This window comes from Nocardioides psychrotolerans, from assembly GCF_900113685.1.
Classification (GTDB): Bacteria; Actinomycetota; Actinomycetes; order Propionibacteriales; family Nocardioidaceae; genus Nocardioides; species Nocardioides psychrotolerans.
Map to the genome: position 1 here is coordinate 126,421 of NZ_FOQG01000009.1, position 20,153 is coordinate 146,573.

The window sequence follows — 20,153 nt, forward strand, 5'->3', positions numbered from 1 at the left end:
GCTGCTGCAGTCCCCCTGGGTGGATGGGCGTGGCATCCGCCGCTTGCACGCAGCTGGTCGCCGATTCGGAGGCACAGAGGCCGTCGCACGCACCCGCACCCATGTCCGTCATCGACTCGGTTTCCGCCGATGACATGGCCGATGACATGGCCGATGACATGGCGTGGTCGCTCGAGGATGCCCCCCCGTCGACCAGACCGGGGCCGGCGCACACCAGACCGAGGCCGAGGAGAGTCAGGATCGCCACCAGCCGCCGCGCCGGGCGGCGCAGGGTGATGACAGAGGTGGGGCGGCGCACGCGGCGAGGATAGCCGGGGTGGGGTTGCGCTCCCGAAGTCTCAAGTCCCTAGCAGTGGAGCCAAAGGGCCCTGTCGGGTCCGGACGAGTGCGGCAAGGCTCAGGGGACCGGCAACTCGATGGTGTCGGCACCCGAGATGAGGGAGACGACGATGATGTACTGGAACGGCGACGGCGGCTGGGCAGACAGTGGGGCCGGATACGTGCTGATGGTTCTCGGGATGCTGGTCTTCTGGGGCGCGATCATCGCCGCATTCGCTTTCGTGCTGCGCCAGCCCAGCCGGCAGGACCGCTCCGCCGGTGGGATGGTGCCAGCGCACCGCACGGCCCAGCAGGTGCTGGCCGAGCGTTTCGCTCGGGGTGAGATCGACGAGACCGAGTTCGCGAGCCGGTTGGCCACGCTGCACGGCCAATCGCCGTTGTGAGGACCGCTTCCCGCACCGGGCCGAGGTCGCTGAGCCGACGACAGGTCTTCCAGCTCGGTGGGCTCGCTGCGGTTGCGGTCGGCGGCAGCTATGCCGGGATCCAGCTCCTCGATCAGCAGTCCCGGACCCTGGTCGTCCCTGGATCCACCGCGGTCGCGAGGGTCGAAGCGGCGCGTTCCACCTCCGGCAAGGTGGTCCAGCGCACCCTCACCGCTGCCCCCTCCACCGTGGACCTCGGTGGACGTGTCGTGTCCACGTGGGCCTATGACGGATCAGTTCCGGGTCCAGAGATCAGGGTCGGCGCCGGTGACCTGTTGCAGGTCCGTCTGGTGAACCAGCTTCCCGATCCGACCACGGTGCACTGGCACGGCCTCGCGCTGCGCAACGACATGGACGGCGTCCCTGACCTCACCATGCCCGCGGTCGCCCCTGAGGAGGCGTTCGACTACAGCTTCGTGGTCCCCGACCCCGGCACCTACTGGTTCCACCCGCATGCCGGGATCCAGCTCGACTACGGCATGCAGGCCGCCCTCATCGTGGAGGACCCCGACGAACCCGGCGGCTACGACGAAGAGGTCGTCCTGGTCCTCGACGACTGGACCGATGGCTGGGGGCAGTCCCCGACGAAGATCCTCGCCGGCTTCGCCCGCGACGGGATGGGCTCCATGGCAGGCATGGGCGGCATGGATGGCATGGATGGAATGGGTGGCGGCATGGGGGGCGTCTCCTCGGACGCGCCACTCGGCGCGGACACCGGCGACGTCGCCTACCCCGCGCACCTGATCAACGGACGCCTGCCTCAAGATCCGGTCACGATCACCTCGGCGCCGGGTCGGCGGATCCGTTTTCGCCTCATCAACGCCAGTGGCGACACGGCCTACAGGTTCGCTGTCGGCGGGCACCGGTTGAGCGTGACCCACACCGACGGCTACGGCGTCGAGCCGCTCGAGGTCGACACGCTCATCCTGGGGATGGGCGAGCGCTACGACGTCGTGGTCGAGGTCGGTGACGGCGTCTTCCCGGTCGTCGCCGCACCCGAAGGGAAACCGGACCCGGCTGCGATGGCCGTGCTGCGCTCGACGCCGGGTGCAGCTCCCGCCCCCGGGGCGCGCCCTACCGAGCTCGACGGGCGGCTCCTGTCCTACGGCGACCTCGTGCCTACTGCCCGGGCCACCCTGACGGCCAAGGACGTCGACCGCGAGCTGGAGATGACCCTGGGGATGGCAGACGGAGGGCGCCGCTGGCTCATCAACGGCGCCACCTTCGCCGACCGGCAGCCACTCGACATCACATCCGGCGAGCGAGTTCGCATCACGATGACCAACCGGTCGATGATGTTCCACCCGATGCACGTCCATGGCCACACGTTCGCGCTCGCAGGTGGCACGGGCACAGGCGTCCGCAAGGACACGGTCAACGTCCTGCCGATGCAGACGGTCACGGTGGATCTGCAGGCCGACAACCCGGGGCAGTGGATGACGCACTGCCACAACGCCTACCACGCGGAGCTGGGGATGATGGCCGTCCTCTCCTACACGCTCTGAACACTCGAGGCCGATGCCCGGGTCGAGGAGGACCTTCGCCCCTGAGCAGGTGGTTCTCGGACTGGAAGTCTGGTCACGGACGGGAGTTCCCGTCAGACAGTGTTGGAGGATCTCGTGAACAACAGCAATAACTTCCCTCTATATGTGCTCGCGGTCGTCGGAGGAGCTGCCATCGCAGTCTGGGCAGGGGTCTCCCCCTTCCTCCTGCTCGTGCTGGCGTGTCCGCTGATGATGTTCTTCATGATGCGCGGCGGGATGAGCGGCGGCCAGAGCCAGCAGGACAACAGCTCGCAGGGTCAGCAGAGCTCGACCTCGAGCCGTCCGTCGGACCTCGACGGATCTCACGAACGCATCGATCGGCCGTAGAGCGGGCGTGAGCATCCTGAAGAGGACGTGGCGCACGATCTCGGCCGTTGTCGGGACCCTGCTAGGGCTCCTTCCGCACGTGTTGCATCACGCCGGCCTCATCTTCGGCGCCACCCTGGTCACGGGCGCGGGCGGCAACCTGCTGTTCGGTGCGCTGGGGCTGCTCTTCTCGATACCGCTGCTGCGTCGTCTCTACACCAGGTTCGACACGTGGAAGGCGCCCGCCATCGCGCTCGCCATCCTCGCCGCGATGTTCTCGCTGTCGGCCTTCGTCATCGGCCCCGCCATCTCCGGTGACGCGGTCGGCGATACCCCGCCACCGGCGGACACGCCTGATCACAGCGAGCACTCCGGCCACTGAACGGCCGTGGCTGCTGGTCAGGGTGTCGGCCAGGGGTTGGCGACGCAGTCGCCGAGGCCCTTGGTCTGTTGCATCATCACGGGCGCCGGACGTCCTGGACCAGGACAGGCGACGTGGGAGTTGCCGAGTGCGTGCCCGACTTCGTGGCTGATGAGGTAGCTGCGGTAGTCGCGCAGGCTGTCGGCGTACGCCGGGGCTCCGTTGAACCAGCGCCAGGCGTTGAGGACGACGAGGTCACCGTTGCGGCAGGAGAGCCGGCCTCCGGTGTCCAGGGGGGCGCACAGGGCGTCGGTGGTCTCCGGGGTGGCCAGGAGGACGCGGATGTCGCTGCTGGTCTCGACGCGGGCCAGGGCATGGGCGCCCGTGGCAGTCCATCCACGTGGATCGGTCAGGACCCGGTCCACGACGCGTGCGGCGGCGTCCTGCTCGACGGGCACCTCTCGTTCCACCTCGACCGTGTAGGTCATCAGCACGCCGGCGCCGGTGACCGGGCCCAAGCCTGCCGCCACGAGGAACTCCCCGGATCCCACCTCGGGCAGGCGCGCCACGAGTGGCGTCGGGAGGGCGGCAGGTGCTGTGCGCGCCTGGGAGGTCGGGTCGGTCCGCACGTCGGGGGGCCGGGTCTCCGGACCCAGACCCGGGGAGGAGCGAGGTGCTTGCGCGGCGTTGACCTCCAGGACGGGGACAGCGGTGTCGTCACCACGGGTCGTCGTCTGGTCGGTCCAGACGACAGCGGCAACGGTCACCAGTGCGGTGGCCGCTGCCCCGGTCAGCGCCCGTGATGTCCGGCGCCTGGCGTCCGTGCGGGCTCTGCGGTGGGCGCCGCTCACGGCGCGCTGTCGTAGGTGAACAGCGGCTGCCAGGAGCTTCCGGAGCTGGTCGAGGAGAACAGTCCCTGGTCGCTGGCGGCGTACCAGCCGGTGTCGGTGACCTCGAGGGCGCTGGGTCGACCGGGCACCTGCCCGACTCGCTCCCACGAGGAGGCGGTGCTGGTGGAGGCGAAGACGGTCCCGTCCGGACCGAGGCCGACCAGGAGGTCGGGGGCGGCCCAGTCGATGAAGGTGAGTGTCGGGCTGTCGGGCACCGCGGTCGACGTGCCGGTCGGGTCGTAGAACCGGAGCTGACCGGTCCCGGTGGTGACGAGGGCGATGTCCTGCCCGGCCGGGTCGGCGGCGACGTCGATGAACTGGCCTGACGCCACGGTGTCCCACGATCGGGTGTCGGTGGAGGTCAGCAGCAGTCCGCGTGCCGAGTCGGCACCCCAGGTGCGTCCGCCGGTAGCCGTGTCGAGGGCGTGGAAGTCGGCGTCGCCGGCGAGCGACACGGACTCCCAGGTGGCGGCTGCGTCGCGGGACTCGATGAGGCCGAGGTGGACGGGCTGGTCGGTGCCGATCTCCGGGTGCCCGGAGGCGAGGAAGCGTCCGGGGCCGGTGACGGTGAAGGCCATGGTGTCGTTGCGCACGACTCCGACCGGCTGCACGGTTCCCTCAGGGGTGACGCTGAACGTGCCGAGGTGGGCTCCGATGTAGAGCTGGTCGCTGCCGGGGTCGACGCCGATGCCGTGGATGTGACCCACGTCGACGCCGGCGGTGGTCCTGGGTGTGGAGTGTTGGTCGCCGCGAGTGGCGGCGAAGAGCAACGCAGCGATGAGTGTGACCCCGAGCGTGCCGATGATCAGCGCGCTGCCTCGTGAGGGCCGCCGGACCAGGGACATCAATCCAGGCGATGGTGGAGTGGTGATGATCTTCGGGCCTGACATGCGGTTGACACCTCGACATGGTCGGTCTGTGAGCGGGGTCGGGAATCTCCGAGGCAGGTGCCGGGGCCACCGTGGTGGTCCCGGCACCGTGCGCCCGTGATCAGAGTTGCGTCAGGAAGAAAGAAGGTCTTTCATGGTGGCGATCTCCTCGGTCTGCGAAGACTCGATCTGCTCGGCGAGAGCGACGGCGTCAGCGAACTCGCCATCGGCCTGCTCGGCCTCGGCCATCTCCACGGCACCGGTGTGGTGCTCGACCATCATGGAGAGCCACATGTCCTGGAACTCCGCGTCAGATGCGTTCGCAAGGCCGGCCATGTCCTCCGAGGTCATCATGCCGCTCATCGAACCCATGTCCGCGTCGGAGTCGCCGCCCATGTCCGACATGTCGTGACCGCCCTCGGAGGTCTCGGGGACCTCCTCGCCCCAGGACGTCAGCCATCCCGACATGGTCTCGATCTCGGGGGCCTGGGCGTTGCGGATGGCGTCGGCGATCTGCTGGACCTCGGGGTCGAGGGTGCGGCCCTCGGTGAGGTCGACCATCTCGATCGCCTGCGTGTGGTGAGGGATCATGTCGGAGGCGAAGGCCACGTCGGCGCCGTTGAAGACGTCACCGTTCTCGGCGGTCTGGACGGCACTCGGGTCATCAGCAGGGTCGTCTCCGCCGCACGCGGTCAGGGACAGGGCAAGAGTGGCCGCGGTCGCGAACGCGACGGCGAGCTTGCGGGATGCAACAAGGGTGAACACAGGGGTGTCTCTCTTCCAGGAACGGTCACTGCCGAACATGCGATGCGGGCAGCGCGAAGGGTGTGAAGGGATGCGGTGGTCCAGCCGTCACGTCATGCGACGTGGTTGCTGGACGTGCTCCTCAGCACCTCTGGATGGAGAGGACGAACAGGTCAGGCGGGACAGGGTCACGAGCAGTCCGGGCCATGCGCGCATCCGCCCCAGCGACGATGGGCCGCATGACGAGCCCGACCCACAACCCTCGTCCCCGGGTCAGGAGCAGGACCAGCCCGGCGAGAACGGCGAGGCACAGCGTCATGGCCATGTCCGCGCCGTGGCCGACCAGGTCCCCCGCCGCCGTGGCGGTGACAGCTGCACCAGTCTGGACGTCGGCGGCGGCGTCTGCGACGGACGCGGCGGCGCCCAGGCCCATCGCCATCGCGTCACCTGACGGGGACTCCGCCGACATGGACGACGAGTCGTGGTGCGCGACACCGTGCTCGGACATGCCGTGCATCGCGAACAGACCTGCCAGCGCCGCGAGCACGACCAAGAGGCGTGCCGCGGAAGCTCCGGCGACACGCCTGATCGGGATTGCACCGCGGCGACTCATCACCCTGAGTCTAGAGCCTCGGCCGAGGAGCGTGCCCGCATCTAGGCGCGGGAGATCCTGGCCAGCACGTGGTCCGGGGAGCTGCCGGTCGCGTCGGCCACCTCGTGGAGCAGGCGGGCGGCGATGGCGAAGAGCTCACGCGCGGTCTCGCTCGGGTCGTCCTCGACGAGCTGGTCGATCACGTCCTGGACGTCTGGGTCGTCCGGGTCGGCTGCATACTTCGCGAACGCATCCTGGGTCATGCGGTCACGCTGGAGCGCCAGCTTCCTGGCGTTGGCCCGGAGGATCCGCTTCTGCGTCATGTCATCCAGTATCGCCGACGGCTCCCACGACGGCTGCCACGACGGCTCCCACGACGGCTGCCACGACGGCTGCCACGACGGCTGCCACGACGGCGGGCCGGCGGTCAGCCCGCTGCGCGCAGCTTCTCGACCAGGATGTCCCCGTGGCCGGCGTGCCGGGCTAGCTCCTGGACGAGCTGGAGGTGCACGAAGCGCAGGCTGACCGGGCGGCCGTGCCACTCCCACTCGTTGTCGAGGTCGTGCTGGGCCGCGATCTCCCGCGACCGGGCGCACGCCTCGAGGTAGGCCGCACGCACGGAGTCGACCGTGTCCTCGTCGACGAGCACGAAGCTCTCGTCGACGGTGACCGGGATGGCGAGCTCCTCGCGCGGCACCCCGGCAACACGGGAGTGGAACCACACCCGCTCCACGAAGGTCGCGTGCTTGACCAGTCCGAGCAGCGTCGTCAGCGACGGCACCAGGCTGGCCCGGGCCTGCGACTCGTTGATCCCCTCGAGCAGTGCGGCGATCTCGCCACGCTGCACGTCCAGCATCTGCTCGAGCATCGTGCGTTCGTTCGCCGTGGAGTCCATGCGTCTCAGGCTAGTTCCACCGGGGCCACCACGACGGCTCGCGCCTACGCCAGCCGCGGGTCGACCACCGTGATGCCGGCCGGTGAGGCGGAGTCGAGGACGGGCAGCAGCCGGGCGGCCTCGTCGAGCGTCACCGTGCGCTCGAGGAGCAGCGAGGGGTCCAGCGCGCCGGACGCCACGAGCGCGAGCATCGCGGAATAGTCCGCCGCCGCCATCCCGTGGCTGCCCAGGAGGTCGAGCTCCCACGCGATCACCCGGTCCATCGGGACGGTCGGTGCCGACGCCAGCAGCCCGACCTGCACGTGTCGTCCCCGACGCCGCAGGCTGAGCACCGAGTCGGCCAGGGCCGCAGCGGAGCCGACGGCGTCGAGGGCCACGTGACTGCCGCCACCGGTGAGCTCCTGCACCCGAGTCGGTACGGCGTCCCCGTCCGCGAGCACCACGTGCTCGGCGCCGAGCCGCGTGGCGAGCGAGAGCGCGCCGGCGTTGCGATCGACGGCGATCACCCGGGCGCCGGCGGCGACCGCGATCATGACCGCACTGAGGCCGACCCCGCCCACGCCGACGACCGTCACCCACTCGCCGGGCTGCACGCGCGCCCGCGCGGTCAGCGCGCGGTAGGAGGTGGCGAACCGGCAGCCCAGGCTGGCCGCAGCCGCGTCGTCGACGCCGTCCGGGATCGCCACGAGGTTGTGGTCGGCCGCGTGCAGCACGACCAGCTCGGCGTAGGACCCCCAGTGCGTGAAGCCCGGCTGGGTCTGGTCGGGACACACCTGGGCCTCGCCGGCGCGGCACCACGTGCACTCGCCGCAACCGCAGACGAACGGCGCCGTCACCCGGTCGCCGACCTGCCAATGCTCTACGCCGGCGCCGACCTCTGCCACGACGCCCGCGAGCTCGTGGCCCGGCACGTGGGGGAGCGTCACCCCGGAGTCGTGGCCGGCCCACGCGTGCCAGTCGCTGCGGCACAGCCCGGTCGCGTGCACCCGCACCACGACCCCACCGGCCGGAGCCGACGGCTCGGGCACCTCGCGCACCGACACAGGTCCGCGGAACTGGTCGAGGACGACGGCACGCATGCGGGTCATGCTCGCAGGCGGTGCCACGCCTCCACGGCGACTAGCCTGGCGGTGACCGCCGTCACAGCCGAACGCCCGCCTCGGAGGACCCATGACCGACCCCCGCTCCAGCACCGTCGACGACGTCCTGCACCGCAGCGCGGTGCGGGTGCCCGACCGGGTCGCGCTGGAGTTCGAGGGACGCAGCTGGACCTACGCCGAGCTCGACGCGGCGACGTCGCGCGCCGCGGCGTACCTCCTGGGGCTGGGGCTCGTCGCCGGAGACCGGGTGGCGACGGTGGGGGCCAACTCGGACGCCTACCTGCTGGCCTACCTCGGCTGTGCCCGGGCGGGGCTGGTGCACGTGCCGGTCAACTACGCGCTGACGGGCAGCGAGCTCGACTACATCCTCACGCAGTCGGGGAGCCGGGTCGCGCTGGTCGACCCGGACCTCCGCGAGGCCGTGGAGGGCACTCGCAGCCGCGGCAACAACAGCATCGAGCAGGTCCTCGTGCTGCACGGCACCGACGACGCGGTCCTCCCGTCGTGGTCGACGGGCGACGTGCCGACGATCGACGTGACGGTGGTCGACACCGACCTGGTGCAGCTGCTCTACACCTCGGGCACGACCGGCAACCCCAAGGGCGCGATGATGACGCACCGGGCGCTGGTGCATGAATACGTCTCGTGCGTGGTGTCGCTCGCGATGGGCGAGGACGACGACCCGCTGCACTGCATGCCGCTCTACCACTCGGCGGGGATGCACGTGTTCCTCATGCCCTACCTCTCGGTCGGCGCCACCAACCGGCTGATGGTGCGCCCCGACGTGCCCGAGCTGATGCGCCGCATCGAGTCGGATCGGTTGGGGGCCCTCTTCCTCGCGCCGACCGTCTGGGTGCCGCTGTCCAACCACCCCGACCTCGCGACCCGCGACCTGTCCTCGCTGCGCAAGGCGTTCTACGGCGCCTCGATCATGCCGGTGCCCGTGCTCGACCGGCTCCGGGAGCGGCTGCCCGAGCTGGAGTTCTACAACTGCTTCGGCCAGTCCGAGATCGGTCCGCTGGCCACCGTCCTCCAGCCCGCCGAGCACGCCGAGCGCCCCGAGTCGTGCGGCCGCTCGGTGCTCTTCGTCGAGCTGCTCGTCGCCGACGAGGAGGGCGCGCCGGTGCCGGCCGGTACGCCGGGGGAGCTGCTCTACCGCTCACCCCAGCTCTGCACGGGCTACTGGGAGGCGCCCGAGGCCACCGCCGATGCGTTCCGCGACGGCTGGTTCCGCTCGGGCGACCTGGTCACGATGGACGCCCACGGCTACATCACCGTCGTCGACCGGATCAAGGACGCCATCAACACCGGCGGGGTGCTGGTCGCCAGCCGCGAGGTCGAGGACGCGCTCTACACCCACCCCGACGTCGCCGAGGTCGCGGTGATCGCCACCCCCGACGAGCGCTGGATCGAAGCGGTGACCGCGGTGGTCGTGCTCCGTCCTGGCGCCACGGGCGATGCCGAGGCGCTGACTACGCACGCCCGGAAGACGCTCGCGTCCTTCAAGATCCCCAAGCACGTCCACTTCGTCGACGAGCTGCCGCGCAACCAGAGCGGCAAGCTGCTCAAGCGGGTGCTGCGCGACCAGCTCGACGGGTGAACGAGGCGAGCGCGAACACTTGACATCGATCACTTCGGTGTCCGATCGGGAACGAACCGACCAGCCGGAGCGCTGAGCCAGGCATGACCAGCACCCTGAAGCCCCGCCTGATCGACGACCTCAACGCACTGCACGCCTCCTACGTGTCGGCGATCAACACCGCCGTTGCCGACGACGACATGGCGACCGTGCACGAGCTGGCCGCCGGCTACGACCGCGAGGCCACCCAGATGGTCGCCGAGCGCGAGGGCAAGACCCACCTGCTGCCGCTCAAGCGCCGAGCGGCCTGATCCCCACCCGCCGGCAGCGCGGCTCGTCGTACGCTCAAACGGGCATAGGACGGCAGCGGGGGCCCGGCCGCGCACGGCCCCGCGGTCTCGTGCGGCCTATGCCAGTTGGCCGGTACGACGTCGGGCGAGACGCGGACGTGTGGGGACCTCACGGCGTGGGTACCTCTCCCTGATGGACCCACGCACCCCTGACTCCTCCCGCGGACCGCTCGCCGGTCGCTACCGCCTCGACCGTGAGGTCGGCAGGGGAGGGATGGGCAGCGTCTGGCTGGCCCACGACGAGCGGCTCGGTCGCGAGGTGGCGATCAAGCGCGTCGGACACCTGCCCGGTGAGTCGCTGCCGCACCTGGCCCGCGCAATGCGCGAGGCCCGCTCCACCGCCGCGCTCAACCACCGCAACGTCGTCGCGGTCTACGACGCGGTGGAGGAGGGGGAGCACCTGTGGCTGGTGATGGAATATGTCCCCGGCCGCACCCTGTCGGAGATCACCGCCGCCGAGGGGCCCATGGACCCCATCAGGGCTGCGCGGATCGGCGCCCAGGTCGCCGACGGGCTGGCCGCGGCGCACGCGCTCGGGATGGTGCATCGCGACGTCAAGCCCGGCAACATCCTGGTCACCGACGACGACGTCGCCAAGATCTCCGACTTCGGCATCGCCCGCAGCCTGGCCGACGACCAGCTCACCCAGACCGGCCTGATGGTCGGCACGCCGGCCTACTTCGCCCCCGAGCTCGCCCGCGGCGCCGACGCCTCGCCGGCCTCGGACGTGTGGGCCCTCGGCGCCACGCTCTTCGCCGCCGTCGAGGGCCACGGTCCTTATCCCTCGCAGGGCAACGCCCTCGCCGTCCTCGCCGGCATCGCCACCGAGCCCCCTCCGTTGCCCGAGCGCGCCGGGCCGCTGCGTCAGCCGATCCGCCGGATGATGGACACCGACGTCGCCGCCCGCTGGAGCATGGCCGACTGCGCGCACGCGTTGCACCAGGTCAACGACCGTCACGCCGGCGCTCCCGTCCCCGCGCCGCCCCCGGACCGGATAGCGGTCTTCGCGGCGCCGTCGCCCGAGCACCTTGCGCCCGTGCCTGCGCCCGTGCCGTCGGCGGGTGGTGCGGGTGACCGTCGCCGTCGTACGCCGTGGGTCCTCGCGGCCGTCCTCGTCCTGCTCCTGCTGGGCGGCACGGCGTGGGCGATGACCGACGACGACGAGACCGAGCCCGCGGCCGCCGATCCCAGGTCGTCGGGCTCGTCGGGCTTGTCGGGTCGGCCGCAGGGCAGGCAGCCGTCCGCTGATCCGACCCCGAGCGAGTCGGCGGAGCCGGAGCCGGAGCCGACGCCCGAGGAGCCCGACGACCCCGGTCGAGGAGGAGCCCGAGCCGGAGCCCGCCCCCGATGCTGGGAGCCCGAGCGACTTCGTCGCGGGCTACTACTCCCTGCTGCCCGGCGACACCGGCGCGGCGTGGGAGATGTTCACCGAGGGCTACCAGTCCAACCTCGGTGGCTTCGACCAGTACGACGGGTTCTGGCGCACCATCGACGCCGTCAGCGTCGGCGGTGTCGAGGACGTCGACGACACCACCGTAGACGTGTCCCTGACCTACAGGACCGACGGCTCGACCCAGTCCGAGACCCGCCGGATCTATCTCGAGCCCACCGACGACGGCTTCCTGATCACCGCCGACGAGCGCGTCTGAGCTGAGACTCGATCGAGAACTGGGTAAGGGGGACCGGCATGGTGACTCCGGCATGGTCCAACGGGCAGTCGACCCGGCCTTGGTCGTCGTGACCGGGGTCTGCGTTCTGGGTCGCGCCGTCCTCGAGGTCACGTTCGACACGACCGAGGTCAAGATCATCGACATGGAGTCGCTGATGTGTGGGCCCGTCTTCGAGCCACTCATGACCGACGACAACCTGTTCTGCCACGTTCGGGCCGACGCCGAGACCGGCACGATCGCCTGGACCACCGGCGCCGGCCGGGCGCCGGACGAGCTCTCCGTCAGGTCTCGGGCCGCCGCCCTCGCCTGACCGGCCAAGCTCAGCGTGGCCCGACACGCGCCGTTCGCGGGCTGAGCCTCCGTCGGTGCTCGCCACTAGAATTCAGCGTGGAATTCATGTGGATATTGATTGTCAACCGAACGTCTCTTCGACTACACTAGATGCATGACCGGCGCCGCGATGTCATGTCGCAGGACATCGGTGACAGTTCTGCATCAGGACATCGGTGACACGCTGGATGTGTCTGGTGGTGACACTTCTGGCTGTCTTGGCCGGTGCCGACCGCCAATGACCCCGTCGATCCCCGTGTCCGTCTCGCAATAGTCCAGTGGCCCGATGACGCGCCACGCGGATCCGTGAGCACCTTCTGTGCCGAGCACGAGATCTCCCGCAAGACCTTCTACGTGATCCGTGCCAGGACCCGCACCGATGGTGCTGCGACTGCCCTCGAGCCCCGCAGCCGACGTCCTAGGAGCAGTCCGACCAAGATCACTGACGAGGTCAAGGAACAAGCCCTGTCCGTTCGTGCCGCGATGGAGTCCTCGGGGTTGGACCACGGGCCGATCAGCGTGCACGACAAGATGCGCGCGATGGGCCTGGACCCCGTGCCATCGATCGCATCGCTGGCCCGGATCTTCAGGGAAGCAGGCGTCGCCCGGCTGGAGCCCAAGAAGAAGCCCCGATCGGCCTGGCGACGGTTCGTCTACCCAGCTCCGAACGCTTGCTGGCAGCTGGATGCCACCGAGTACGTGCTGACCGGGGACGCAAGTGCGTGATCTTCCAGCTCATCGACGACCACTCCCGCTTCGCAGTCGCCTCTCACGTGGCGTGGGGCGAAACGTCCGAAGCGGCGATCGCGGTGTTCGACAAGGCAGTCACCGCTCATGGTGTGCCGCAACGGTTGCTGTCCGACAACGGGCCCGCACTCAACCCCTCGCGGCGCGGAATCCTGGGCCAGCTCGTCGCCCACGTCATGGCCCTGGGCGTGCAACCGATCACCGGCAAGCCGTACAAGCCGACCACCCAAGGCAAGAACGAACGCTTCCATCAGACCTTGTTCCGCTTCCTGGACAAGCAGCCACTCGCCGCCTCGTTGGCCGAGCTGCAAACCCAGGTCGAGACCTTCGACGTCGTCTACAACACCGAGCGCCCCCACCAAGGACTGCCCGGTCGCATCACACCGCTGACCGCGTGGCAGGCCACCGAGAAGGCCGAGGCGCCACGACCCACCCGTGAGCAGCTCACCCGACCCCGCGTCCACCAACGCCAACCCTCACCAGCACCGGTACCGGTGCCGTCGGACCTGCCCGACGACACCGTCGTCAAGAACCTGACCAGCGCCGGCACCTTCATGGTGGACAAGGTCCACTACAAGGTCGACGCACGACATGGCTTCCAGCAGGTCCTGGTCATCACTGACCGCGACAAGATCACCATCACTGATCTGCAAGGCGAGATCCTCATCGAGCACATCCGACCCGCACCTGGCGTGACCTACGTCGGCAACGGACGCCCGCGCGGCCGCCCTCGCAAGAACACTGAATCGTCACCGATGTCCTGAGACACCAAGTGTCACCAGTGTCTTGAGACAGAACTGTCACCGATGTCCTGAGACATCACATGACCGGCGCCGCGATCGACCCCCACGAGGTCGCCGACGACGCGCCCACACCCACTGACCTGATCCGCCAGGTCCGTGCCGCGAAGGCCACCGCAGACGCTGCCGCGCTCGACACGTTCCACCTCGCGATCGCGTGGGCCCACGCCCACCCCGAGACCCCCGGCGACCAGTCCTGGAAGGCGCCACGAGCTTCCTACGTCCCGGGTGAGCCGATGGGCGACGGGTCCCCGGTCACCGGTGACCTTGATGAGGTGCAGTGGTTCGGGATCCCCCCCATCGCCTGGTCCGCCGCGGCCCCCTTCGCCACAGCGAACGCGATGTCGACCGCAGCCGGGAAGGCGTTCCTGCGGGACTGCCTGGTGATCCGCCACCGGATGCCGAGGGTCTACGCGAAAGTGGTGGCCGGGAAGGTCCCGGTGTGGCGGGCCCGGCGCATCGCGGGCGCCGTCCTCGGCGCACCGAGAGATGTCATCGCCCACGTCGACCGTGCCATCGCCCCCCGTTGCCGGCACCGCCGGGTTGATCACCCTCGACCGCCTCATCGACGAAGCGATGCTGCTCCTGCACGCCGAAGAGGTCGAGATCGCATCACTCGAAGCCCTCGAACACCGCCACGTCACCCTCGACGAGAGATCCATCGGTCATACCGGGATCGCGGAGATGACCATCCGCGCCGACTGGGCCGACCTTCACGACCTCGACACCGCCGTCGCCCTCATCGCCGAAGCGTTAAAGCGCGACGGCTCACTTGAGTCCCTCGATGTCAGGCGCTCCCAAGCGGTCGGGATCCTCGCCGACCCCACCAGGGCACTCGCGCTCATCAACAACACCGAGCCACCGCCGCCGTCGAAGAGCATCGTGGCCTACGTCCACCTCGACCACGACGTCATCGAAGGCCGCGGGCTCCTCGCCCACGACGAGGCCGGCCACACCCTCCTCGCCGACCGCATCCGAGAATGGTTGACCCGCGGCGACCGCCACATCACCATCCGCCCCGTGATCAACCTCAACGACCACTGCGACGGCAGCGAAGACACCGGCCACCACGGTCGCCAGGGGCCAGACCCCTACGTCCCCAGCTTCCTCACCGCCGAGAAGGTCCGCCTCCGCAACCCCACCTGCGTCTTCCCCCACTGCACAAAGAAGTCCAGGTCCTGCGACCTGGACCACCTCACCGCCCACACCAGGACCGGTGTGACCTGCGAATGCAACCTCGCACCACTGTGTCGACATCACCACCAACTCAAGACCCACGCCGGCTGGACCTACCAACAACTCACCCCCGGCACCTTCCTCTGGCGAAAACCCCACGGCCAGACCATGCTCGTCACCCCCACCGGCACGAGAGACCTCACCGACCCCTGACGCGCCTCTGCGATGTCAGGCACGATCCTCGGGAACCCCACGCCGCCTCCGACTCGTCGCAGCAGGTGAGGGAGCAACGAGGAGGCGCCATGGACCGGGACACCGGTGACGACGCGGAGTTCGACGACTTCGTCGCCGCGCGCTGGCAGCGGCTGGTGCGCGCTGCGGTGCTCCTGGGCTGCAGCAGCCACGAGGCCGAGGACGTCGTCCAGACCGCGCTCACTCGCTGCCTGGTCACGTGGTCGCGCGTCCGTCGCGCCGATGACCGCGACGCCTACGTCTACCGCGTCCTCGTCAACACCTTCACCGACAGCCGCCGCCGGCTCTGGCGCGGCGAGCAGCCGACCGAGCACCTGCCGGAGCGGGCTGTGGACGGGGGCGACGACCCGACGCGCGACGTGCTCGTCCGAGACAGCGTCGACCGCGCGCTCGCCCGGCTCACCGCCGACCAGCGCGCCGCGGTCGTGCTCCGTTACTACGCGCACCTGAGCGAGGCCCAGATGGCGAGCGTCCTCGGCGTCGCGCCGGGCACCGTCAAGAGCCGCCTCTCCCGCGCCCTCGCGGCCCTGGCGCTCGACCCCGATCTCGCCGACCACGAGGAGACGCTGTGAACGACGACAACCTGACCGAGATCCTGGAGCGCTCCGTCGCCGACGTAGGCGTCGGCCCGCCCCCGCTCGCCGCCCTGCACCGCACCGCGCGCCGCCGCCGCAGGTCGGGAGCCGCCGGGCTGGCCGCCGCAGCCGCCGTCGCGCTGGTCGCGGGCGGGGTCGCGCTGTGGCCGGCCGGTGACGTCGCCGACACCCGCGAGCCGGCGCCCGCAGCCTCCGACTCCCCGGCGCCCCAGCCGGAGCCGCCCGACGACTTATCTCCCGCAGGCACGCGCTGGGCCGGCATCGGCCAGGCGGTCATCGCCATCCCGGACTCGTGGGGCACCAACGCGACCGGGTGTGGCACGCCGAGCCGCGACACGGTCGTCGTGGACGAAGGAGTCATCCCGCTCTGCCTCATCCCCTTTCCCGCCGACACGACGAGCGTGACGATCCGCGAGCGCAACGCCGTGGACGAGATCGACGGCTGGACGCCGGTCGAGGTAGACGGAGAGGCTGCGCTGCGATCCCCGACCTCGAGCGGCCGTGGTTTCGGCGGTCGCCTCTATGGAGCCAGCGTCTACCTCCCCGAGCGCGACGTGATGTTCGCCGCCCAGTCCTCGGTGTCGGCGCAGGCGGTCACCGACGTGCTCGCGGGCATCTCCATCCTCGACATGCTCGTCGCGGTCCCAGGGTTCTCGTCGGCCAACTACGACGGCGAGCAGCGCAAGGCGGGGGAGAACTACGTGCGGACCCTGACGGAGGCCGGGCTGCGGGCGAAGGTCGTCGTGAAGCCGTCGCGGAGCACGCCGGGGTTCGTCTGGGGTGCGTCTCCACGTCCCGGCACGGTCGTCGAACCCGGCTCGACGGTGACCGTTACTGTCACCGGCTAGCGACCTGTCACGACCGTCTCGGCCTCGTCGAGGAGCCGCCCCGCCCACTCGATGGCCTTCGCGGCGTCGCCTGGGGCCGCCAGACGAGATTGATACTGCGCCTTTGTCTTCAGCTTCAGCAGTCGACCGAGTGTCGAGGCCAGGGCCGCACCAGCAGGTCCAGCGGCTTTGAGTTCCGCGACGGCGTCGTGGTGGTTGTCTCTCTTGCGCGTGGTGCCGGTGAGGCGCAGGCAGATGGCGTCCTTGGAGTTGATGCCGGAGATGACCGCGTTCGAAGTTGCGGCATTGACGTGGTTCCACGTCAGGTCCAGACGAGCCGCCTCCAGGAACTCGCGGGCCTTCACCAGGTGTGCCTGGGCATCATCCAGGGCGGTCACGCGGGTTTCGTCCGCCGCATCAGGTCTCGGACGTCCTTGCCGGCCAACACGATCGCATCTTGTCGCAAGTCAACGACGAGCCGATCGTTGTCCAGCACGGACCGCTCGAGCTCATCAAGGCTGAGCTCCAAGATCTCGCACTCGTTGCCGGACCAGGCGTGGACGTGCGAGACGAGCTGCTCCACCTGGTCGAGCCAGCGGGGGTCATCGACGCGCGCTTCGCCTTGATCGCTGCGGACGAGCAGCAGGTCGATGTCGCTGCCAGCCGTGGCTGCTCCCCGTGCAGCGGAGCCGAAGAGGCACGCCGCGCCCGGCTGGATCTCCCACGTCGCGATCTCGTGGCGGATCCGCTGCAGGAGCGCACCCCACATGTCGATGAGCGCGAGGATGCCGGGCGCGGCCACGTGCTCATGGTTGAGCCGGTACAGCTTCGACGGCGGCCGGTCCTCGCAGAGCGCGACACCAGCGGTCGCAAGCTCGCCGAGAATGTCGTTGGCCCGTCGCTGGCTGACCCTCCCATCGGTCAGCTCGGCGACCTTCCGACCGCTCAGGGGCTCGCTGGTGCGGGCGAGCACCGTCAACACCGGTCCATGCGCGCTAGGTATTACGGACGAGAGCGGGTGGGACAGATCCATCGCAGCACCTCTGAGTTGAGCGAAATCATGCTCGATTGAGCAGTATAGCGCTCAGATGTCGCGATCGTCAGGACCGTCACCGGCTGAGCCTCACACCGCGAACGACACCGCGATCAGCACCGAGACGGCGACCATCGCCACGGTCACGACCAGCCCGAGGGTGAAGTGCGGCAGCGGCTCGCGCAGCCGCATCGCCCGCTCGACCCGCGCCCACCGGACGAACGCGAGTGCGGTCAGCAGCCCGCCGAGGAGCGCCAGCACCACGACGAGCACGCTGCGCAGCCAGTCGTTCGCAGGCGTTGCCCAGCGAGTGCAGCGCCACGGAGCCGGCCAGCATCGCGAGCGTCGTACGCACCCAGGCCAGGAACGTGCGTTCGTTGGCCAGCGTGTAGCGCGGGTCCGGCTCCTCGCCGCGCCCGTAGACGGGGTCCATGCACTCCATCGTGGCCCACGGGCGCCCCCTAGGCTCCGGCGCATGGCTTCCGTTTTCGACTCGACCACCGCGGTGAACCCCCGGGGCGGGGGGCGCTACGACGCGGTGCTCGACCCCGGGTGGGTGGTCGGGGGTGGCGTCAACGGCGGCTACCTGCTCGCCGTCATCGGCAACGCGCTGCGCGCGGAGATGCCCGACAAGCCCGACCCGCTGGCCATCAGTGCCTACTACCTCGCCGCCTCGGTGCCCGGCCCGGCGCAGGTCCAGGTGGACGTACGCCGCTCCGGCGGCACCGTGTCGGTTGCCTCGGCCGAGCTGAGCCAGGGGGGAGAGGCGCGCATCGCCGCTCTCGCGACGTATGGCGACCTCGACCGCGGCGCCGACGACGTGCAGACCACCGCGTTGCCCTTCGACCTGCCGCCGCTGGAGCAGTGCGTGCCCAACACGATGGCGCCGGAGGAGGTGCGCCGGATCGCGCCGCTGATGGGGCGCTTCGACATGCGCTTCCACCCCGAGCACGTCGGCTGGGCGCTCGGGGCGCCGACCGGGGTCGCGGAGATGGCGGCGTGGTTCCGGCTCGAGGACGGCCGCGAGCCCGACCCGATCTCCCTGCTGCTCGTCGTCGACGCGCTCCCGCCGGTCACGTTCAACACCAAAGGCATCGGGTGGGCGCCCACCTTGGAGCTCACCGCCCACGTGCGTGCCAAGCCCGCCCCCGGCTGGCTGCGCGTGCGACACGTGAGCCGCAACGTCGCCGGTGGGATGTTCGAGGAGGACTGCGAGGTCTGGGACGCAGAAGACCGCCTGGTCGCCCAGAGCCGTCAGTTGGCCCGACTGCCGCGCTGAGCGGCCGAGTCGTCGTCGCGCGTCGCGCCGCCCTGGAGCAGCCACCACGCCGCTGCTCGTCGTACGCCGTCGTCCGCGTGCTCGCTCAACCGCTCGAGCTCGGGTGAGCCGTGCATGCCGAGCGCGAAGAGGACGCCATGGTGCTCCGACCGGCGCCGGGCGGGCAGACGGGCGGCCAGGCCGGCCGCCGTGGCGGGGTCGAGCGGACGGTCGTGGATGCCGACGTTGATGAGCACCCGTGCCAGGTGACGGTCGGGCATGGCGTCCACGGTGCGCTGACGGGGACCGGTCGGCGGCGTGGGGCAGGGCAGGCGCATGAGCATCGCCCAGGCGCGGGCGGCGATGAACTCGTCGCGGTGGTGCGTCAGGGCGAGGACCTGGTCGGCCGTCGCCGGACCGTAGGGGCTCGCGGACAGCAGCAGGGCCGCGTGGTGACGTCGCGCCTTGTGCGTGTGGACCAACGCCTCGCGGACGAGCCGGTGGAGCATCATGTCGGTCTCGATGGGGTGGTGGGTCGGGGTGGCGTCCTGGATCGCGGTGGCCACCTCGGTGGCGAGCGAGGCCGCCTTGCGCGAGGTGATCAGCTCCCGGGTGGAGCGCACGCGGACCACCATGGCGGTCGCGACGGGGTCACGGAGCCGGCTCTCGACGGCCTCCCAGGAGGTGCGCGGGACGTGTACGGCGAGGTCGAGCGTGTCGAGGCCGGCGTCGAGGTCGAGACCACGGGAGAGCTGCCGCTCGAGGTGGCGCTCCAGCTCGGGCAGGGCCTGGGCGTCGAAGTGCCCGCGGGCGACCTTGGTCGCCGCGACGGAGGTCGCCGCGCGGCGCAGGTTCCTCGACGGCGACGACAGCAGGCGGAGCACGAGGTCGCTGGCGGCTCGGTCGGTCACCTCGCCGAGCAGGTTGAGCACCGGGGCCACGACCTGGGCGTCCGGGTCCATCACGAAGTTGCCCAGGGCGCGCGAGACGTGGCGCTGGGAGGAGGGGTGGCGCAGGAAGTCGACGGCCGCCTCGAAGCGCCGCACGTGGTCTATGCCACCGCTGGTCGCGAGCTCGCGGATCAGGGCCGAAGCGAGGGCGGACCAGTCGTCGTGACGCAGGAAAACCTGGTCGTAGTACCAAAGGGCACGGCTCGCGGAGAGCCACTGAGCACCCGTCACGACCCCCTTGGCGACGGCCTCCAGGAGGGCGTCGAAGTCGGCGTCGGCGTCGACCTCAGGGGTCTTGCGGACCCGCGGCGCCTCGGCGCTCTGGAAGCCGCGGCGCAGCCCGCCGACCGTGGCCGCCAGCAATCCGGAGGTGAGTCCAAGGACGTCCTCATAGCCATCCAGCACGCTCGCCTGGGCCACGCTGCTGCCCGACTCCACACGGGAGAGGCGAGGCGCATCCAACGCTGTTCCACGCTCAGCCAGGCGTGAGATGAAGCCATCGCGCCGAGAAAGCGCGGGATCA

The 20,153-nt window shown here is 70.2% G+C and carries 25 protein-coding genes and 1 pseudogene; 14 read left to right on the top strand and 12 right to left on the bottom strand.

What is annotated here, in order from left to right; all coding sequences use genetic code 11:
• The first annotated feature begins 449 nt into the window (after positions 1 to 449).
• The 4 genes from BM204_RS12675 (at position 450) to BM204_RS12690 (ending at position 2,993) form a co-directional block, all read left to right on the top strand.
• Positions 450 to 722, top strand: coding sequence for an SHOCT domain-containing protein (locus tag BM204_RS12675; RefSeq protein WP_091113973.1), 273 nt, complete (start codon positions 450 to 452; stop codon positions 720 to 722).
• Positions 719 to 2,266, top strand: a complete 1,548-nt coding sequence (locus BM204_RS12680) for a multicopper oxidase family protein (protein ID WP_091113853.1) — start codon at positions 719 to 721, stop codon at positions 2,264 to 2,266. The genes BM204_RS12675 and BM204_RS12680 overlap by 4 nt, the downstream gene beginning before the upstream one ends.
• A gap of 114 nt (positions 2,267 to 2,380) precedes the next feature.
• Positions 2,381 to 2,632 carry a DUF2933 domain-containing protein gene (locus BM204_RS12685; RefSeq protein WP_218031200.1) on the top strand — a complete coding sequence of 84 codons (252 nt, stop codon included), beginning with the start codon at positions 2,381 to 2,383 and terminating at the stop codon, positions 2,630 to 2,632.
• Between the two features lie 79 nt (positions 2,633 to 2,711).
• Complete coding sequence (locus BM204_RS12690) at positions 2,712 to 2,993, top strand: hypothetical protein (RefSeq protein ID WP_218031201.1); 282 nt, start codon at positions 2,712 to 2,714, stop codon at positions 2,991 to 2,993.
• A gap of 17 nt (positions 2,994 to 3,010) precedes the next feature.
• Here BM204_RS12690 and BM204_RS12695 read toward each other — a convergent pair whose 3' ends face one another.
• The 7 genes from BM204_RS12695 to BM204_RS12725 form a co-directional block, all read right to left on the bottom strand.
• Positions 3,011 to 3,823: a DUF3152 domain-containing protein gene (locus tag BM204_RS12695; protein ID WP_246166224.1), complete on the bottom strand. Its 813-nt coding sequence runs from the start codon at positions 3,821 to 3,823 to the stop codon at positions 3,011 to 3,013.
• Positions 3,820 to 4,707 (bottom strand): F510_1955 family glycosylhydrolase, encoded by an 888-nt coding sequence (locus BM204_RS12700; RefSeq protein WP_091113858.1) that lies wholly within the window; start codon positions 4,705 to 4,707, stop codon positions 3,820 to 3,822. The genes BM204_RS12695 and BM204_RS12700 overlap by 4 nt, the downstream gene beginning before the upstream one ends.
• A gap of 156 nt (positions 4,708 to 4,863) precedes the next feature.
• A complete protein-coding gene (locus tag BM204_RS12705) occupies positions 4,864 to 5,496 on the bottom strand; it encodes a DUF305 domain-containing protein (RefSeq protein ID WP_246166225.1) in 633 nt (210 codons plus the stop codon).
• Positions 5,497 to 5,617: 121 nt separating this feature from the next.
• Entirely contained in the window at positions 5,618 to 6,088 is a 471-nt protein-coding gene (locus tag BM204_RS12710; RefSeq protein ID WP_143099760.1) for a DUF6153 family protein, read from the bottom strand.
• Positions 6,089 to 6,129: 41 nt separating this feature from the next.
• Positions 6,130 to 6,390, bottom strand: a complete 261-nt coding sequence (locus tag BM204_RS12715; RefSeq protein ID WP_091113865.1) for a hypothetical protein — start codon at positions 6,388 to 6,390, stop codon at positions 6,130 to 6,132.
• Between the two features lie 104 nt (positions 6,391 to 6,494).
• Positions 6,495 to 6,962, bottom strand: a complete 468-nt coding sequence (locus BM204_RS12720) for a DinB family protein (protein WP_091113867.1) — start codon at positions 6,960 to 6,962, stop codon at positions 6,495 to 6,497.
• A 44-nt stretch (positions 6,963 to 7,006) separates the two neighbouring features.
• Positions 7,007 to 8,050 (bottom strand): zinc-dependent alcohol dehydrogenase family protein, encoded by a 1,044-nt coding sequence (locus tag BM204_RS12725; protein WP_246166226.1) that lies wholly within the window; start codon positions 8,048 to 8,050, stop codon positions 7,007 to 7,009.
• Positions 8,051 to 8,132: 82 nt separating this feature from the next.
• On the opposite strand from BM204_RS12725, the gene BM204_RS12730 reads away from it, so the two are divergent.
• The 9 genes from BM204_RS12730 (at position 8,133) to BM204_RS12765 (ending at position 16,410) form a co-directional block, all read left to right on the top strand.
• Complete coding sequence (locus tag BM204_RS12730; RefSeq protein ID WP_091113869.1) at positions 8,133 to 9,662, top strand: fatty acyl-CoA synthetase; 1,530 nt, start codon at positions 8,133 to 8,135, stop codon at positions 9,660 to 9,662.
• A gap of 83 nt (positions 9,663 to 9,745) precedes the next feature.
• Entirely contained in the window at positions 9,746 to 9,952 is a 207-nt protein-coding gene (locus BM204_RS12735; protein WP_091113872.1) for a hypothetical protein, read from the top strand.
• Positions 9,953 to 10,124: 172 nt separating this feature from the next.
• Entirely contained in the window at positions 10,125 to 11,645 is a 1,521-nt protein-coding gene (locus tag BM204_RS12740) for a serine/threonine-protein kinase (RefSeq protein ID WP_091113874.1), read from the top strand.
• A 47-nt stretch (positions 11,646 to 11,692) separates the two neighbouring features.
• Positions 11,693 to 11,971, top strand: coding sequence for a DUF2442 domain-containing protein (locus BM204_RS12745; protein ID WP_091113877.1), 279 nt, complete (start codon positions 11,693 to 11,695; stop codon positions 11,969 to 11,971).
• 245 nt (positions 11,972 to 12,216) lie between these two features.
• Entirely contained in the window at positions 12,217 to 12,717 is a 501-nt protein-coding gene (locus BM204_RS23650) for a helix-turn-helix domain-containing protein (RefSeq protein ID WP_439895892.1), read from the top strand.
• Positions 12,714 to 13,502 (top strand): integrase core domain-containing protein, encoded by a 789-nt coding sequence (locus BM204_RS23655; RefSeq protein ID WP_439895893.1) that lies wholly within the window; start codon positions 12,714 to 12,716, stop codon positions 13,500 to 13,502. Before BM204_RS23650 ends, BM204_RS23655 begins: the two co-directional genes overlap by 4 nt.
• A 546-nt stretch (positions 13,503 to 14,048) precedes the next feature.
• Entirely contained in the window at positions 14,049 to 14,927 is an 879-nt protein-coding gene (locus BM204_RS12755; RefSeq protein ID WP_143099761.1) for an HNH endonuclease signature motif containing protein, read from the top strand.
• Positions 14,928 to 15,016: 89 nt separating this feature from the next.
• Positions 15,017 to 15,538, top strand: a complete 522-nt coding sequence (locus BM204_RS12760; protein ID WP_091113881.1) for a SigE family RNA polymerase sigma factor — start codon at positions 15,017 to 15,019, stop codon at positions 15,536 to 15,538.
• Positions 15,535 to 16,410, top strand: a complete 876-nt coding sequence (locus BM204_RS12765) for a PASTA domain-containing protein (RefSeq protein WP_091113884.1) — start codon at positions 15,535 to 15,537, stop codon at positions 16,408 to 16,410. Before BM204_RS12760 ends, BM204_RS12765 begins: the two co-directional genes overlap by 4 nt.
• Here the strand turns inward: BM204_RS12765 and BM204_RS12770 are convergent.
• From BM204_RS12770 to BM204_RS23270, 4 genes and pseudogenes are all read right to left on the bottom strand, one after another.
• Complete coding sequence (locus BM204_RS12770) at positions 16,407 to 16,787, bottom strand: HEPN domain-containing protein (protein WP_091113887.1); 381 nt, start codon at positions 16,785 to 16,787, stop codon at positions 16,407 to 16,409. The genes BM204_RS12765 and BM204_RS12770 overlap by 4 nt on opposite strands.
• Positions 16,784 to 17,422, bottom strand: a complete 639-nt coding sequence (locus BM204_RS12775; RefSeq protein ID WP_091113889.1) for a nucleotidyltransferase domain-containing protein — start codon at positions 17,420 to 17,422, stop codon at positions 16,784 to 16,786. Before BM204_RS12775 ends, BM204_RS12770 begins: the two co-directional genes overlap by 4 nt.
• Positions 17,423 to 17,512: 90 nt before the next feature.
• Positions 17,513 to 17,695: a YidH family protein gene (locus BM204_RS23265; protein WP_246166587.1), complete on the bottom strand. Its 183-nt coding sequence runs from the start codon at positions 17,693 to 17,695 to the stop codon at positions 17,513 to 17,515.
• A gap of 43 nt (positions 17,696 to 17,738) precedes the next feature.
• Positions 17,739 to 17,864: pseudogene (locus BM204_RS23270) on the bottom strand (YidH family protein); the annotation flags it as partial.
• Between the two features lie 33 nt (positions 17,865 to 17,897).
• Between BM204_RS23270 and BM204_RS12785 the strand changes: the two are divergent.
• Positions 17,898 to 18,701 (top strand): thioesterase family protein, encoded by an 804-nt coding sequence (locus BM204_RS12785; protein WP_091113894.1) that lies wholly within the window; start codon positions 17,898 to 17,900, stop codon positions 18,699 to 18,701.
• Here BM204_RS12785 and BM204_RS12790 read toward each other — a convergent pair.
• Entirely contained in the window at positions 18,677 to 20,068 is a 1,392-nt protein-coding gene (locus BM204_RS12790; RefSeq protein ID WP_091113895.1) for a hypothetical protein, read from the bottom strand. The genes BM204_RS12785 and BM204_RS12790 overlap by 25 nt on opposite strands.
• Positions 20,069 to 20,153: the final 85 nt, after the last annotated feature.

Bases quoted from the DNA above. Each gene is read 5' to 3' on its own strand.
- BM204_RS12675 (WP_091113973.1), top strand. From the start codon at position 450: ATGATGTACTGGAACGGCGACGGCGGCTGGGCAGACAGTGGGGCCGGA.
- BM204_RS12700 (WP_091113858.1), bottom strand. From the start codon at position 4,707: ATGTCCCTGGTCCGGCGGCCCTCACGAGGCAGCGCGCTGATCATCGGC.
- BM204_RS12710 (WP_143099760.1), bottom strand. From the start codon at position 6,088: ATGAGTCGCCGCGGTGCAATCCCGATCAGGCGTGTCGCCGGAGCTTCC.
- BM204_RS12715 (WP_091113865.1), bottom strand. From the start codon at position 6,390: ATGACGCAGAAGCGGATCCTCCGGGCCAACGCCAGGAAGCTGGCGCTC.
- BM204_RS12720 (WP_091113867.1), bottom strand. From the start codon at position 6,962: ATGGACTCCACGGCGAACGAACGCACGATGCTCGAGCAGATGCTGGAC.
- BM204_RS12725 (WP_246166226.1), bottom strand. From the start codon at position 8,050: ATGACCCGCATGCGTGCCGTCGTCCTCGACCAGTTCCGCGGACCTGTG.
- BM204_RS12730 (WP_091113869.1), top strand. From the start codon at position 8,133: ATGACCGACCCCCGCTCCAGCACCGTCGACGACGTCCTGCACCGCAGC.
- BM204_RS12735 (WP_091113872.1), top strand. From the start codon at position 9,746: ATGACCAGCACCCTGAAGCCCCGCCTGATCGACGACCTCAACGCACTG.
- BM204_RS12740 (WP_091113874.1), top strand. From the start codon at position 10,125: ATGGACCCACGCACCCCTGACTCCTCCCGCGGACCGCTCGCCGGTCGC.
- BM204_RS12745 (WP_091113877.1), top strand. From the start codon at position 11,693: ATGGTCCAACGGGCAGTCGACCCGGCCTTGGTCGTCGTGACCGGGGTC.
- BM204_RS12760 (WP_091113881.1), top strand. From the start codon at position 15,017: ATGGACCGGGACACCGGTGACGACGCGGAGTTCGACGACTTCGTCGCC.
- BM204_RS12775 (WP_091113889.1), bottom strand. From the start codon at position 17,422: ATGGATCTGTCCCACCCGCTCTCGTCCGTAATACCTAGCGCGCATGGA.
- BM204_RS12785 (WP_091113894.1), top strand. From the start codon at position 17,898: ATGGCTTCCGTTTTCGACTCGACCACCGCGGTGAACCCCCGGGGCGGG.